Source organism: Exiguobacterium sp. s168 (genome assembly GCF_018619035.1).
GTDB classification, from domain to species: domain Bacteria; phylum Bacillota; class Bacilli; order Exiguobacteriales; family Exiguobacteriaceae; genus Exiguobacterium_A; species Exiguobacterium_A acetylicum.
The window spans coordinates 82,644-95,984 of sequence record NZ_JACSNE010000007.1; the positions used below are offsets into that span (position 1 = coordinate 82,644).

Annotated in this window: 15 protein-coding genes; 10 read left to right on the plus strand and 5 right to left on the minus strand. The window is 50.8% G+C overall.

Annotation, left to right across the window (positions count from 1 at the left end; all coding sequences use genetic code 11):
• Positions 1–9 precede the first annotated feature (9 nt).
• The gene (locus KNQ15_RS06505) at positions 10–489 is read left to right on the plus strand and encodes a DMT family transporter (RefSeq protein ID WP_214728413.1); all 480 of its coding nucleotides are present in this window, start codon (positions 10–12) and stop codon (positions 487–489) included.
• A gap of 394 nt (positions 490–883) precedes the next feature.
• Here KNQ15_RS06505 and KNQ15_RS06510 read toward each other — a convergent pair whose 3' ends face one another.
• From KNQ15_RS06510 to KNQ15_RS06520, 3 genes are read right to left on the minus strand one after another with little or no spacing between them, the layout of a single operon-like run.
• The gene (locus KNQ15_RS06510) at positions 884–1,354 is read right to left on the minus strand and encodes a heme-degrading domain-containing protein (protein ID WP_214728414.1); all 471 of its coding nucleotides are present in this window, start codon (positions 1,352–1,354) and stop codon (positions 884–886) included.
• Complete coding sequence (locus KNQ15_RS06515) at positions 1,342–2,391, minus strand: Gfo/Idh/MocA family oxidoreductase (RefSeq protein WP_069940056.1); 1,050 nt, start codon at positions 2,389–2,391, stop codon at positions 1,342–1,344. The genes KNQ15_RS06510 and KNQ15_RS06515 overlap by 13 nt, the downstream gene beginning before the upstream one ends.
• Positions 2,388–3,143, minus strand: a complete 756-nt coding sequence (locus KNQ15_RS06520; protein ID WP_069940057.1) for a DeoR/GlpR family DNA-binding transcription regulator — start codon at positions 3,141–3,143, stop codon at positions 2,388–2,390. Before KNQ15_RS06520 ends, KNQ15_RS06515 begins: the two co-directional genes overlap by 4 nt.
• Positions 3,144–3,269: 126 nt before the next feature.
• On the opposite strand from KNQ15_RS06520, the gene KNQ15_RS06525 reads away from it, so the two are divergent.
• From KNQ15_RS06525 to KNQ15_RS06540, 4 genes are all read left to right on the plus strand, one after another.
• Positions 3,270–4,103, plus strand: coding sequence for an SDR family oxidoreductase (locus KNQ15_RS06525; RefSeq protein ID WP_069940058.1), 834 nt, complete (start codon positions 3,270–3,272; stop codon positions 4,101–4,103).
• Positions 4,104–4,197: 94 nt separating this feature from the next.
• A complete protein-coding gene (locus tag KNQ15_RS06530) occupies positions 4,198–5,763 on the plus strand; it encodes a sensor domain-containing diguanylate cyclase (RefSeq protein ID WP_214728423.1) in 1,566 nt (521 codons plus the stop codon).
• 12 nt (positions 5,764–5,775) lie between these two features.
• Positions 5,776–6,105 carry a potassium channel family protein gene (locus tag KNQ15_RS06535; protein WP_047394390.1) on the plus strand — a complete coding sequence of 110 codons (330 nt, stop codon included), beginning with the start codon at positions 5,776–5,778 and terminating at the stop codon, positions 6,103–6,105.
• A 13-nt stretch (positions 6,106–6,118) separates the two neighbouring features.
• Entirely contained in the window at positions 6,119–6,769 is a 651-nt protein-coding gene (locus KNQ15_RS06540) for a hypothetical protein (RefSeq protein WP_050678853.1), read from the plus strand.
• A 53-nt stretch (positions 6,770–6,822) separates the two neighbouring features.
• Here KNQ15_RS06540 and mgtE read toward each other — a convergent pair whose 3' ends face one another.
• Complete coding sequence (mgtE, locus tag KNQ15_RS06545; protein WP_029342802.1) at positions 6,823–8,175, minus strand: magnesium transporter; 1,353 nt, start codon at positions 8,173–8,175, stop codon at positions 6,823–6,825.
• 226 nt (positions 8,176–8,401) lie between these two features.
• Here mgtE and KNQ15_RS06550 point away from each other — a divergent pair, with 226 nt between their 5' ends.
• From KNQ15_RS06550 to KNQ15_RS06565, 4 genes are all read left to right on the plus strand, one after another.
• Entirely contained in the window at positions 8,402–9,139 is a 738-nt protein-coding gene (locus tag KNQ15_RS06550; RefSeq protein ID WP_029342803.1) for a metal ABC transporter ATP-binding protein, read from the plus strand.
• Positions 9,136–9,981, plus strand: coding sequence for a metal ABC transporter permease (locus KNQ15_RS06555; protein ID WP_029342804.1), 846 nt, complete (start codon positions 9,136–9,138; stop codon positions 9,979–9,981). The genes KNQ15_RS06550 and KNQ15_RS06555 overlap by 4 nt, the downstream gene beginning before the upstream one ends.
• Positions 9,978–10,895, plus strand: a complete 918-nt coding sequence (locus KNQ15_RS06560; protein ID WP_029342805.1) for a metal ABC transporter substrate-binding protein — start codon at positions 9,978–9,980, stop codon at positions 10,893–10,895. Before KNQ15_RS06555 ends, KNQ15_RS06560 begins: the two co-directional genes overlap by 4 nt.
• 76 nt (positions 10,896–10,971) lie before the next feature.
• Positions 10,972–11,484, plus strand: coding sequence for a PCYCGC motif-containing (lipo)protein (locus tag KNQ15_RS06565; RefSeq protein WP_029342806.1), 513 nt, complete (start codon positions 10,972–10,974; stop codon positions 11,482–11,484).
• 71 nt (positions 11,485–11,555) lie between these two features.
• Here KNQ15_RS06565 and KNQ15_RS06570 read toward each other — a convergent pair whose 3' ends face one another.
• On the minus strand, positions 11,556–11,996 hold the full coding sequence (locus tag KNQ15_RS06570) for a hypothetical protein (RefSeq protein ID WP_023469579.1): 441 nt from the start codon (positions 11,994–11,996) through the stop codon (positions 11,556–11,558).
• Positions 11,997–12,175: 179 nt separating this feature from the next.
• On the opposite strand from KNQ15_RS06570, the gene KNQ15_RS06575 reads away from it, so the two are divergent.
• A complete protein-coding gene (locus KNQ15_RS06575) occupies positions 12,176–13,198 on the plus strand; it encodes a zinc-binding alcohol dehydrogenase family protein (RefSeq protein ID WP_029342807.1) in 1,023 nt (340 codons plus the stop codon).
• Positions 13,199–13,341 lie beyond the last annotated feature (143 nt).

The following is a 13,341-nucleotide window of genomic DNA, read 5'->3' on the forward strand; positions in this document are numbered from 1 at the left end:
GGTTCGCTCGTGAATATTCTATTACTCGGTTTTACATTACTCGGCGGCGTAATGCTGAGTGCGCAGTCATCGATCAACGGTGCCTTCAGTCAAAAGGCAGGGGCTCTAGAAAGTACGTTCCTGACTTTCTTCACCGGGATGCTGATTCTCGCACTCGCCATCCTGTTCTTTGGTCAAGGAAACGTCTTGCTCTTGCTCGAAGCACCACGTTGGCAACTCAGTGCCGTCCTGTTTGGGGTCAGTTATCTATTCCTGACGATTCTTGCTGTTCCGCAAATCGGTGTCACGGCAGCTAGTATCGCGACTGTCATCGGTCAACTCGCAGCAGGGATGGTCATCGACCACATCGGTGCATTCGGTGGCGTCGTCGTGCCGCTCGATGGAAAACTTCTGCTTGGTCTGCTTGCGATGCTGGCTGCGCTTTACTTCGTCTATCGCGGGAACACACGCAAAGACGTGTCCGCTTCATCTGATTCAATGGCATCGTGACGATTGTCCTCACGATTCGTTCACGCGCTTTCCTCAGGCGAGACACAAGCCAGTCTCGGCTGTCAGTGACAGCCGACACGGGTCTTGTTTGTCTCTGACAGCGCAATATCTTGCGCTTTTTCCTGTAGGAGTCGCGTGAACAACGTGAGTCCGACTGTTTCTCATGATCTATCAAATAGAACATAAAAAAACCGAAATGCTGAAGTGGATCTACTTCAGCATTTCGGTTTTTTCGTGTCGAACGATCCGTTGATGAACGTGCAAGACGAATACTCCTGCGGGAAAAGCGGAATGGGTGAGACCCCGTAGGCGCGAATGCGGCGAGGAGGCTCGCCTTCCGCCCGCGGAAAGCGAAGTCTTGCACGAGAATCAACACTTGTGTTTTATAAATACCTTATTGCCCCAGCTGTTGTCTCTTAAGTAAGCGCAACGCTTCCGTCGCGAGACGATGATCGGCTTCCTGAGATAGACCGGAAACGGTGATCGTACCGACGACACCGACTCCCTCGATCCGAATCGGGAACGCCCCACCCGCATCAGCATAATCGGCTGGTGAAACAGCATACATCGTATGATATGAGCGATGTTTACTTTCATTATACCGGCGCATGTACAGCGAGCTATAGCCATGCCGCAAGACGACGTTCGATTTCCGGCGAATCCATTCTTCCTGATCCGGTGCCGTACCATCGAGCGCCGCGTAATATAAACGCTGTCCATTCCGTTTGATTTCAACGGCGATCGATAAGTTCTCTTTCATCGCCCGTCCGATCAATTCATGTCCCATCCCGATCGCTTCCGTATTCGTCAGGGACGTCAAGACGAGTTCGTCCTCTTCCGCTAGCAACACCTTCAATTCTTCCATGCATCCCATTCCTTTCGTAAGAGGCGTCGTCCTTCATCACTGCTGATGCGCACTGCTTCAATCAAACGCATCGTTTTTTCAGCGTCGCGTAAATCGACAGGTACTCGTCCCCCGCGAAGTCCTTCCGCCAACTGTTCATAAAACGTCGCATAACTGCCTGGAAGTGTCGCGAGACGCTCGACTGGCTGATCAGCGATTTGAAGGTAGCCGTAGGAATCTACTTCATCTTCACCGAGCTGTTCGTCCACCGGATGACCTTTCGCAAGCCGTCCTTCTTGCGGATCCATTCCATATTTGACGTAACTACCGCGTGTCGCATGAAACTCGAAACGAGGTGTTGGTCCTTGAATGAAGGACGTCGAACGGAGAATGACACGACGCGTACCGTAATGTAGCGTGACATGGAAACCATCGTCGACGACAGCACCGTCACGTTGCAGGTAGACGTCGCCCGTGAGTGCATCCGGTTCTCCGAACAAGGCAAGTGATTGATCGAGTAAGTGTGAGCCGAGATCAAACAGGATGCCGGCGCCACTTCCCGCTTGTTCCCGCCAGCGTTCCCGAACGACCGGACGATAGCGATCAAAGCGTGATTCGATGACTTGCCAGTCGCCGATCTCGTTCATTTCCATCAATTGTTCAAGTGTCAGGAAGTCCCCGTCGAAGCGACGGTTTTGATAGATGGCGACCTGCACCCCGTGTTGTTTCGCTAACGTTTGCAGCGCTAGTGCTTCTTCGATCGTCACGACGGCTGGCTTTTCGAGTAAGACGTGCTTCTTTGCTTCAATCGCTTGTTTTGCCATTTCGAAATGCAGTGCCGTTGGTGTCGTGATGATGACGAGTTCCGTGTTCTCATCCTGCAAGGCTTCAGCAAGTGTCGCGACGACAGCCGCATTACTGAAATGTTGTGCCACCTGCTCCGGTCGACTCGAGACGACTTGCGTCACTTCAAATGCCGGTAATGCCTGTAAGAACGGAACGTGGAACGTCACCGCTGAAAAACCGAATCCGACGAGCGTCGTTTGAATCGGGTTCATGTTGTTTCCTCCTCTGTCACGTCGAGATCGACATGATAATGATCTAGTCGCTCTTGCCACGTTGCATCTGGTACTTGATCCGTAACGAGCACATCGATTTGCTCCCAGTCACAGACCTTATGCAAAAAACGCTTATTGAATTTCGTATGGTCTGCGAGGACGATGACACGGGTCGCACTTCGAATCATCGCTTTCTTTACGACCGCTTCTTCGAGTTGTTCCGCAAAAAGTCCTTCTTCCGTCAATCCACATGCTCCAAGAAAAACACAATCGACTTGATAATTCAGGATGTCGTCTGCCGTCTTGATCCCACTCAAGCTTCGCGCATGCCGGTCGAAACGTCCTCCCGTGACGTACAGCTCAATATCCGTACGAGCTCCGACATAGTCTGCGATGTCGAGGGAGTTCGTGATGACTTGTAGTGGATAAGGCGGAAGTGCTCGTGCCATCTCAGATACCGTCGTCGCAGCGTCGAGCAATAAGCGATCGTTCGCTTGGACGTGACGCGCTGCACGTTGTCCGATCCGTCGTTTTTCCGGTTTCTCTGTCCGTTGCTCATACGCAAGTGTTCCGCCAGCACGGACTAATCCATTTTTAACGCGAATGATTTCCCCTTCTTGTTCGAGGACGATGACGTCACGACGTGCGGTATCTCGTGAAATCTGATACTCCTGCATCAGTTGATCCAGCGAAATTTCAGGACTCGTCTTGATCCATTCCCGCATCTGTTGCAGCCGTTCAATTTGCCCCATCGATTCCCGCCTCCTTTTTCTTTATATTAAGTTTTTTCATTACAATATGCAATTTTAATGCAAATAGTTCAACGGTAATTCGGGTAAATAATAGAAGACAACTACTTTCAGAACGGAGGAATTGATATGCAAACGATCTTGATCACGGGTGCTTCTTCCGGTATCGGTCTTGCGACGGCGCGGCGATTTGCAGAAGCCGGATGGTTCGTCTACGCTGGTGTCCGGAGTCCAGACGAAATGACCGTGTCGTTGCCGACGCTCACCTTCTTGCCGCTCGATGTCACGGATGAAACAAGCGTGAAAGCAGCCGTTCGTCAAATTGAACAGGAGGTCGATCATCTCGACGTCGTGTTCTGCAATGCCGGTCATGGTTTACTGCGCGCACTCGGTCAAGCGACGAGTTATGAAATCAAGCAACTCTTCGAAACGAACGTCTTCGGTGTCATCCGGACGATCGAAGCCTGCCTTCCCCTACTCAAACAAACACCGGATGGTAGTCACTTACTCGCGACTTCAAGCGTCAGTGGTCTCGTCGGTCAACCGATGAATGAACTGTATTGTGCCAGTAAGTTCGCGATCGAAGGGCTGTTCGAAAGTCTTGCGACCTACTATAAACCATACTTCAACATCGACGTCACCCTGATTGAACCAGCCGCCGTCGAGACGAACTTTACCGCAAATGTTCTCGATCAACTTGAACGGACGGGTGGCTTACACGAAGACGACTTCAAACCGATCATCACGGCTTATTTGCAGACGTATCGGACACGACATGCCGATCGCCAATCGGCAGAAGCTCTGGCTGAGGTGATCTTCGAGGTCGTCCACCGTGACGAACGTCCGTTACGAATCCGGACGACGGAAGCCGATGAACATTTCGTCGCCCATAAGACACATCATGATCCGTCAGGTCTCGAAGGGATCGCTAAAATACGACGGCTGACATTAAATCTTGACTGATTCCCCTTTTTTTGAAATTTCAATCCGCCTCAGCAATCTTCGCCCACTATACTGAGACTATCTACCTAAAAATTATCTAGAAGGGCGGAACGCCATGCCATCCTTGTTTCTTTTTACAATCGTCTATCTGATTCCGACCTTCATCATGTTCTACATGTCGATTGATATATTTTTACGCAATCCATCACGTCCACAACACCGACTGCTTAGCTTATTTACGTTCGCTTACGGGATGTTATTCCTCGGTGAATTTTTCCGGAATGCTTCTCCGATCGAATTTAGTCCGGCATTCGTGACCTACTGGTTCGGAAACGCTGGTCTGATCGTCTTCAGTACATCGCTTCACTTCATCTTTCGCGTCTCGAATTTGTGGAAACGAATGCCACGTTTATTGTACCCATGGATCTTCTATCTTCCGATGGGCGTCGTGCTGACGACATACGTATTCCAGACGAACGTCATCAACAGTCAGCAATTCACACAGGTCGGACAGTTCATTTACCCTGAATTCAACACACAATATCTAGTGACGATGACGGTCGGGAACATCTTTCATCTCCTTGTCATCGGTCTGCTCGTGTACGCACGGACACACTTGAAAGATGCACGTCGTGGCATCATCAGTGTCTTATTGAGTGTCGCGATTCTCGTTCTCGCGTGGGATATCGTCTTCGGCTACTGGTCGTTCTACGGCATCATGCCACCGTATGCCTATATGTATGGCGGTTTGTTCTGGGCAGGAGCACTGGCGATCGCAATGCGCCGATTCGATTATCTCGCGTCCTATCAGAAGCGTTTCGCGACGCTCTACAATTTGAATCCTTCGGCAATCCTGCTGCTCGACCGGGACGGACGAATTGAGAGTGCCAACCCAGCTGCTCATCGTCTGTTCGAGACCAATGACTTAACGGTATGTACGTTTTCGACCTACTTACCGGATAAAAAACAAGCCGATTGGTCGCTGCATTATATGACACACTTTTTATCGCAACGTAAGTTCAACGAATTCGAAACGAAGATTTTGACAGCGCGACAGCAAGAACGCTACGTCGTCATGGATGCCGATTTCGTCTTCATCGAACAGGAACTGCACGGGATGTTATTGATTCGTGATATCCAGTCCTTCAAGGAAGCGGAGCAGACGATTCGTTTCTTCGCCTATCATGATCCGTTGACGAAGATTGCGAATCGCCGGAGCTTTTACGAACGTGCGGCGCAAGAGTTACTCGAACTTGATCACGCGGCGATCATCGTCGTCGACCTCGACGGTTTCAAAGCGATCAACGATACGTATGGGCATCAAATCGGTGACGCCTTCTTGATTCATATCGCTCGTCTACTTGAACACCACGCGGAACAGAATGGATTCGCCGCCCGTGTCGGTGGCGACGAATTCTTCTTACTCTATCGTCATCCGTCTGTCGCTACGCTCCATACCTATGCTTCGAATCTGTTGACGTACTTGCAAGACAACCCTTACCGATTCGCTGAAGAAACCATTGAAATCCGAACGAGTATCGGACTTAGCTACTCACCCAATCATGGCGTCGATCTCGACACGCTGATTCAGCATGCTGACCAAGCGATGTATCGTGTCAAACATGCCGGAAAGAACGATTATTTCATTCATGATACGATGGACTCGACGCAACGATCCTAAAGGAGAGATTCCATGATTTCTGTACTGACGATTTTTTCACGTTTATTCAAGGGATTGCGCCGCGCCTTTCACTTATCTTACTTTCGTGGTCTATTGATTCTCTGCCTGTTGACGCTCGTCTCCGGTACGATCTTCTATAGCACGGAAGAAAACCTGTCGATGGTGGATGCACTTTACTTTTGTATCACGACATTAAGTACAGTCGGGCATCCAACGTTCGTTCCGACGACGACGCTCGGTAAGGTCTTTACGATGGCATACATCACGATTGGCTGCGGGCTGTTCTTAACACTGATTGCCACGTTATCGTATGTCCTGATTAAACAACCGGAGGATGAATAAGGGGGAATGATCCATGCGCCAAGCTGCCATCCAAAATAATTTCGATTGGTGTCGCCTCGTCTGTGAGTCAGCCGGTTGCCGGGTGACAGAAACTGATTCGACCTGGCACGCTCAAGGAAACGTACCAAGCTATTATCCGGAACTTATGGTTCGGCTTCCCCATCAGCGAATTGGTGTCACGGATGTCTACAGTATCAAGGACTGCACGGCAAGCTATGATTTCTCGAGTGCCGGTCTCAGTCATCTGTTCACAGCGGAATGGATGACCCGCCCTGCCATACTCGATCGCCGTGCTCTTCCCGTCGATTGGTCCGTCGTGACGGATCTCGATCAGTTCGCTCGCTTCCAGGCTATCCAGGCAACACCGGAGTTGCCCACAACGTTATGGCAACATCCCGCTGTCCGATTCTTCTATTCGGAGGCGCAACAAGCAAGTTGCATCGCCTACTCGAATCAAGTGACGACCGGACTGACGTACGTCAATTCCGATTACCTCGACGAACGCTTATGGGATGATATCGCACGTTTGAGTTCAGCACATTTTCCCGGTCAATCGCTCGTCGGTTACGAGTATGGCGATCACCTGATCACAGCGCTTGAAGCCGGCTTTGACGACGTTGGTCCACTCGCGATCTGGATTCGCACGACGAATGATCACACATGAAAAAACCGAACCGATTCCCTTCCTCTTGACGAAGATGAATCGGTTCGGTTTTTTTACATCAAGCGGCTAATGAATGCCGTTGCAATCCCGAAGTAAACGAGGAGCGATAAGATATCGTTCAACGTCGTGATCAATGGTCCGGATGCGATTGCTGGGTCAATCTTTAGGCGATGTAAGATGAGCGGAATGATCGTTCCAGCAAGTGTCCCGAAGATCAACGTGATGACGAGCGAACTGCCGACGACAAGACCCAAGACGGCACTCCCTTGCCAGACGTAGGCAATGATGGCGATCAAGATACCACAAATGACACCAATGATTAAACCAACCCAGAGCTCCCGTAGGATCAACCGAGTCGCGACCCGCTTATCGACTTCACGCGTGATCAATCCGCGGACGACGACCGCGAGCGATTGGGTACCGGTATTTCCGGTCATACCAGCAATCATCGGCATGAAGAAGGCGAGCGCGACGACTTTTGAGAGCGTCTCTTCGAACTGACTGATGATTGATCCGGAGACGAGCCCGATGAACAGTAGCAAGACGAGCCACGGTAAACGACGGGTCGCAGCAATCCACGGCTTCGTCTCGAAATCAATTGATTTACCGGACGCCGAGAGTTTCTCGATGTCTTCGTTCGCTTCTTCCCGTAAGACGTCAAGCGCATCATCGACCGTGATCAGTCCGACGAGAATGTCGCCCTCGACGACGGGTAACGAGACAAGATCATAGCGTTCGAACAGTTGCGCGACTTCTTCCTGATCGGTCTCCGCCGCGACCCGAATCACCTTCGTCTCCATGACGTCACTGATCCGTTCCGTATTTTCAGCTAAGATGACATCCCGGTATGAGATGACACCAACGAGTTCACTGAGTTGATTGACGACGTAGACGTAGTTGATCGTCTCCGAGTATTCGATGTAGTCGCGCATCTTCTCGACCGTCTCACCGACCGTGAAATCTTCTCCGACCCAGATGAACCGGTTCGTCATCAAGCGCCCTGCCGTTTCCGGTGGATACGTCAAGAGATTGCGGACGATCAGAGCCTCGTCCGTCCGCATGCTGCCAAGCAAGCGGTCGGTCTCTTCCGGTCCCAGTTCCTCAAGTACATCCGCGACATCATCGTTCTCCATTAAATCGAGGACGTGCCCGGCACGCTCGACGTCTAAACGACGTAAGACGGCGAGACGTTGCTCCCCTTCGAGCTCCTCAAGTACATCCGCCAATCGCTCGTGATCCAGATAGTCGAGGAGTCGTGCCTGATCGTCTTCGCCCAACTCTTCATACACTTGCGCGATATCATACGGATAGACCTCTTCGATGATTTGCTGTGCTTGCTCCCGTTTTTCTTTCGCGAGAGCATCGAGCAATAGCCACTTCCATTGTTGTTCTGCTGTCTGACGCAATCTCCTCACCCCCTGTATTCTGCCTTTTCATCTTAGCACGAGTTGATTCGCGATCGATATCGAAAAACAGTTGACATCTGTTTCCTATGGCTTTAAAGTTTGCCTTAAGGAAACATTATTTGTAGACCGAATCTTTTCCAGTGATTGGAGTTAAAATTTTTATCTTATTTTTTGCCCTAAGGAAACTTTCCTTCTATATACCACAAAATCAAAGGAGTGATTATTCATGTACGCCCTTGACGTTGATCGTCTCACTGTCTCTTATTTTGATACCCATGCACTCGACGGAGTGTCCGTTCGTCTCCCGGTCGCTTCGTTGATTGGCATCATCGGACCGAACGGCGCTGGTAAATCCACATTCTTAAAAGCCGTCCTCGGTTTGATCCCGGCTCGCATCGAGCAGTTACGCGTGCTTGACCAATCACTCGAAGACGTTCGGTCACGCGTCGCTTACGTACCGCAACGAAGTGCAATTGATTGGGACTTCCCGGTTCGTGTGCAGGACGTCGTGCTGATGGGCTGTTATCCGAAGCTCAGCTTATTCAAACGACCATCGAAAGCACAAAAAGTGTTCGCCATGGAGTGTCTCGAGCGCGTCGGTATGTCTGATCATGCCGAACGCCAAATCGGTGAACTGTCAGGCGGACAGCAACAACGGGTCTTTCTGGCGCGTGCCCTTGCCCAAGAAGCAGAGCTACTATTGCTGGACGAACCGTTCGTCGGCATCGATGTTGCGAGTGAGCAGATGATCATCGAACTCTTACGGACCCTCCGAGCCGAAGGACGGACGATCGTCGTCGTCCACCATGATTTGCATAAAGCAGAGGACTACTTCGACACATTGATGCTGTTGAACAAACAATTGATCGCTGTCGGTCCACCGGCTGATATCTTGACGCCGGAATGGCTCGAACCAGCGTATGGCTTACCCCTATTCGAACGACGCAAGGAGGGACAAGGATGACGTTCATCGAGGCATTACTTCAGTATGAGTTCTTACAAAAAGCGATGATCACCGCCATCATGGTCGGCATCATCTGTGGTGTGATCGGCTGTTTCATCATCCTTCGCGGGATGTCGTTGATGGGGGATGCAATCTCGCACGCCGTTTTACCCGGTGTTGCGATTTCCTACCTACTCGGGATCAACTTCCTGATCGGTGCTGTCGTGACGGGTCTCGTGACAGCGCTCGGAATCGGTTTCGTTAGCCAGAACAGTCGCATCAAGAACGATACGGCAATCGGAATCATGTTCACATCCGCCTTCGCCCTCGGGATCATCCTGATCTCGTTCTTGCGTAGCAGTAGTGATCTCTATCACATTCTGTTTGGTAACGTCCTCGCGGTCCGTCCGAGCGACATGTGGATGACCGTCATCATCGGATTGATCGTCCTCGGTGGAATCTTCTTGTTCTACAAAGAGTTGCTGATCAGCTCGTTTGATCCGACGATGGCGCAAGCCTATGGACTATCGACGCGTTGGATTCATTACGGACTGATGACGTTACTAACACTCGTCACCGTCGCTTCACTTCAGACCGTCGGCATCATCCTCGTCGTCGCGATGCTGATCACACCAGCAGCGACCGCGTATTTACTGACGAACCGCCTCTCACGGATGCTGTTCCTAGCGGCAGGATTCGGTACGCTGTCCGCCATCGTCGGACTGTATTTCAGCTTCACCTATAATCTATCTTCCGGTGCGTCGATCGTCCTCGTCGCGACGACGTTGTTCGCACTCGTCTTCGTCTTCTCACCACGTCACGGTCTGATGCGTCACCGGAAACGAAAGGAGTCTACTGTATGAAAGTAAAACTTTTTCTGTTCGTCCTCCTCAGCACGGTCTTACTTGCTGCTTGTTCGACACCAGCAGAAGATAACGGGAAGCTGAAGGTCGTTGCGACGTATTCGATTCTCGCTGACCTCGCACGTGAGGTCGGTGGTGAACATGTCGATGTCCACAGCATGGTCAAGATCGGGGCAAACCCGCACGAGTATGATCCACTTCCGGCAGACGTACAAGCGATGGCAGATGCTGACGTCGTCTTCTACAACGGGTTGAACCTGGAAGCCGGCGGTGCGTGGTTCGATAAACTCCGGGCAACGACTGGCAAAGACGCGTCTGACGCGCCAGTCTATCGTTTAAGCAAAGGCGTCGAACCGAAATACCTGACGACGAAGGGCAAAGAATCGGAGACTGATCCGCATGCGTGGCTCGATATAAGCAATGGGATTCGCTACGTCGAAAACGTCAAGCAGGCATTAATCAAGGAAGATCCGAAGCACAAAGCCGACTACGAAAAAAATGCCGATGCCTATATCAAAAAATTGCAGACGCTTGATCAGGAAGCGAAAAAGCAGTTTGCCGCTATTCCGAAAGCAGAACGTCATCTCGTCACGAGCGAAGGAGCCTTCAAATACTTCGGAACTGCCTATGACGTCAAAGCGGATTATATTTGGGAGATCAACTCAGATAATCAAGGGACTCCGGCTCAAGTCCGCCGGATCGTCGATACGATCAAGGAGCAAGATATCCCTGTCCTGTTCGTCGAAACGAGCGTCGATCGGCGGAGCATGGAAACCGTCTCAAGGGAGACTGGTGTTCCGATCGGTGGTACTCTCTTCACTGACTCACTCGGTGCACCGGGTAAGGATGGCGACACCTACTACAGCATGATGCAAGCAAACATCGAGACGATCACGGAAGCACTCGCCAAGTAAGCGTCAACAAATCGTCACGCCTTCTGGATACGTCTTTCCTTATAATGAAGGCAAGACGATGAAAGAGAGGCACATTATGCAAACACGACTATATCGTTACGCCTTTCCCCTCAGTATCAGCCTGTTGCTCGCTGCATGCGGAACAGCTGATCAAACGGGTGCTCCGAAGACAGAACAAACGAATCACGGAGATCATGCTGACCATGCCAGCCACGGTGTTGGTGATCAACTCGAGAAGACCGCGGGACCAGACACGTTACCCGCTTTTCTGAACGAACAGGATGAGTCGATCCAGACGATTTACCGCTCCGTCGCTAAACATCCTGATCTCTTGAAGAAGATGCCTTGTTATTGTGGTTGCGGTGAATCTGCTGGTCATACAAGCAACTATGACTGCTTCATCGAAGAGCAGACTGCTAGTTCCACGACCTGGACGACGCACGGCATCACGTGCGGCACGTGTCTCGATATCGCAGCACAGTCAATTGTCGCTTATCAAAAAGGTAGCTCCGTCAAGAAAATCCGGACTGCCATCGATCAAGCTTATAAAAAGACCGGTGTCACACCGACGCCAACGCCAGCACTTTAATAAACAGTCCGCCCTCCTCGCGATGAACGTAAGGAAAGGCGGACTGCTTTTTCATGTTCCGTTTTTCTGTCTCATGTGGAGCGCTCTTGACTTCTAGCACGCAAAACGAGCGGTCGACCCGACAACAGCTCATCCAGTTGATAGTACGTATGCGCCCGAATCGGTCGATCCGTTCGTGGCAGATGACGGAGCTCGTATGCCACTTCGAGTAAGTAAAATTTGTATTCCTCCCCTTCATCAAAACCGAAGCTCGCGCGACGTTCTTCGATATACGCTAGGACACGCTCCTGTTGCGAGAACGAGAGCCGCTGGACTTGTGGGGCGAGTGCCTCGTGCGGAGAGAGCACGATTTCCCGCTCCGTGCGATACAGTCGATGCATGACGCCACCACTTTGACGTAAGGCAATCAAACGCGCGGGTCTATACGGACGGGGGTGCGGGTGGGCATGGACGAGGTAACGTTCAATCGTGACTTGAGTCGGTCCTGCCGGTAGAGAGATGACGTCATACATACAAAATCGCTCCTTCTCGAAATTGATAGCTACTCTCATATGCTACCATATCTATCCAGCATTCTTTCGTTGACGACAGAAGGGGAATCCGTTTTCAAAGTTTCGCAACTGGTTTTAAGACTGAATAGGCGTGGAACAGATGGAGAGAAACGATTCCTATCTGGAAAGGATGATTGTCGATGTCGAATATGTCCGCCGTCGGTTTCCACCGACACTTACCACTGACGGAACACGAAAGTCTGATTGACCTGGAACTACCACGCCCGGAAGCAACGGGACACGATCTCTTAGTTGAGATCAAAGCTGTCTCCGTCAACCCGGTCGATACGAAAGTCCGTGCTCACGGGAAAGACGAAGACGCCCCGAAGGTTATCGGTTACGATGCAGCCGGAGTCGTCGTTGAAGTCGGCGATGATGCCTCCCTCTTCCAAGTCGGTGATGAAGTTTATTACGCCGGTGCAATCCAGCGCCCCGGTTCAAACAGTGACTTCCAACTCGTCGATGAACGCATCGTCGCTAAAAAACCGGAACGGTTGACCTTTAGCGAAGCAGCTGCTCTGCCATTAACGACGCTGACTGCCTATGAAGCATTGACTGATCGTCTCGGATTGACGTTTGATGCTAAGTCGAACCTCGAGAAGACGATCCTCATTATCGGAGCCGCTGGGGGTGTCGGTTCAATCGCGACGCAACTCGCGAATCATGCTGGATTGACCGTCATCGGAACGGCGTCACGCGACGAGACGATTGATTGGGCGAAAGAACACGGTGCACATCATACGATCAATCACCATGAGGCATTCCGTCCACAGCTCGAAGCACTCGGTTATCAGTACGTCGACTACATTTTCTGCTTGAATGCGACAGACCAACATTTCGAGACGATGGTCGATGTGATTGCACCGCAAGGGAAAATCTGCAGCATCGTCGAGACAGACCAAAAACTCGATTTGAGTGCACTTCAACAAAAGAGTGCAACGTTCGTCTGGGAGTTCATGTTCACCCGTCCGCTGTTTAAGACAGAGGACATGATTCGTCAACATGAAATCCTAACACAAGTCGCAGCTTGGATTGAAGAGCATACGCTCGAGACGACTGTGACACAGACATTGATCGGCATGAACGCCGAAAATCTAAAAGAAGCACATCGTCTCGTCGAGAGCGGAAAAACGATTGGGAAAATCGTCGTCGAACATCATTAAATGAATTAAAACAGGACGGGACTAGACTCCCATCCTGTTTTTTGTCGTTCTTTGTGAACATGAATCTCTTACTTTGAAGATATTTTAAGCATTATGACTATATTTATCCGTCTAAAAAATGTACGATTACGGTAACAAATATT

Coding starts and splice junctions, on each gene's coding strand:
- KNQ15_RS06560 (WP_029342805.1), top strand. CDS start 9,978: ATGAAAGTAAAACTTTTTCTGTTCGTCCTCCTCAGCACGGTCTTACTT.
- KNQ15_RS06530 (WP_214728423.1), top strand. CDS start 4,198: ATGCCATCCTTGTTTCTTTTTACAATCGTCTATCTGATTCCGACCTTC.
- KNQ15_RS06510 (WP_214728414.1), bottom strand. CDS start 1,354: ATGGAAGAATTGAAGGTGTTGCTAGCGGAAGAGGACGAACTCGTCTTG.
- KNQ15_RS06520 (WP_069940057.1), bottom strand. CDS start 3,143: ATGGGGCAAATTGAACGGCTGCAACAGATGCGGGAATGGATCAAGACG.
- KNQ15_RS06535 (WP_047394390.1), top strand. CDS start 5,776: ATGATTTCTGTACTGACGATTTTTTCACGTTTATTCAAGGGATTGCGC.
- KNQ15_RS06515 (WP_069940056.1), bottom strand. CDS start 2,391: ATGAACCCGATTCAAACGACGCTCGTCGGATTCGGTTTTTCAGCGGTG.
- KNQ15_RS06540 (WP_050678853.1), top strand. CDS start 6,119: ATGCGCCAAGCTGCCATCCAAAATAATTTCGATTGGTGTCGCCTCGTC.
- KNQ15_RS06555 (WP_029342804.1), top strand. CDS start 9,136: ATGACGTTCATCGAGGCATTACTTCAGTATGAGTTCTTACAAAAAGCG.
- KNQ15_RS06550 (WP_029342803.1), top strand. CDS start 8,402: ATGTACGCCCTTGACGTTGATCGTCTCACTGTCTCTTATTTTGATACC.
- KNQ15_RS06525 (WP_069940058.1), top strand. CDS start 3,270: ATGCAAACGATCTTGATCACGGGTGCTTCTTCCGGTATCGGTCTTGCG.
- KNQ15_RS06575 (WP_029342807.1), top strand. CDS start 12,176: ATGTCGAATATGTCCGCCGTCGGTTTCCACCGACACTTACCACTGACG.
- KNQ15_RS06570 (WP_023469579.1), bottom strand. CDS start 11,996: ATGTATGACGTCATCTCTCTACCGGCAGGACCGACTCAAGTCACGATT.
- KNQ15_RS06565 (WP_029342806.1), top strand. CDS start 10,972: ATGCAAACACGACTATATCGTTACGCCTTTCCCCTCAGTATCAGCCTG.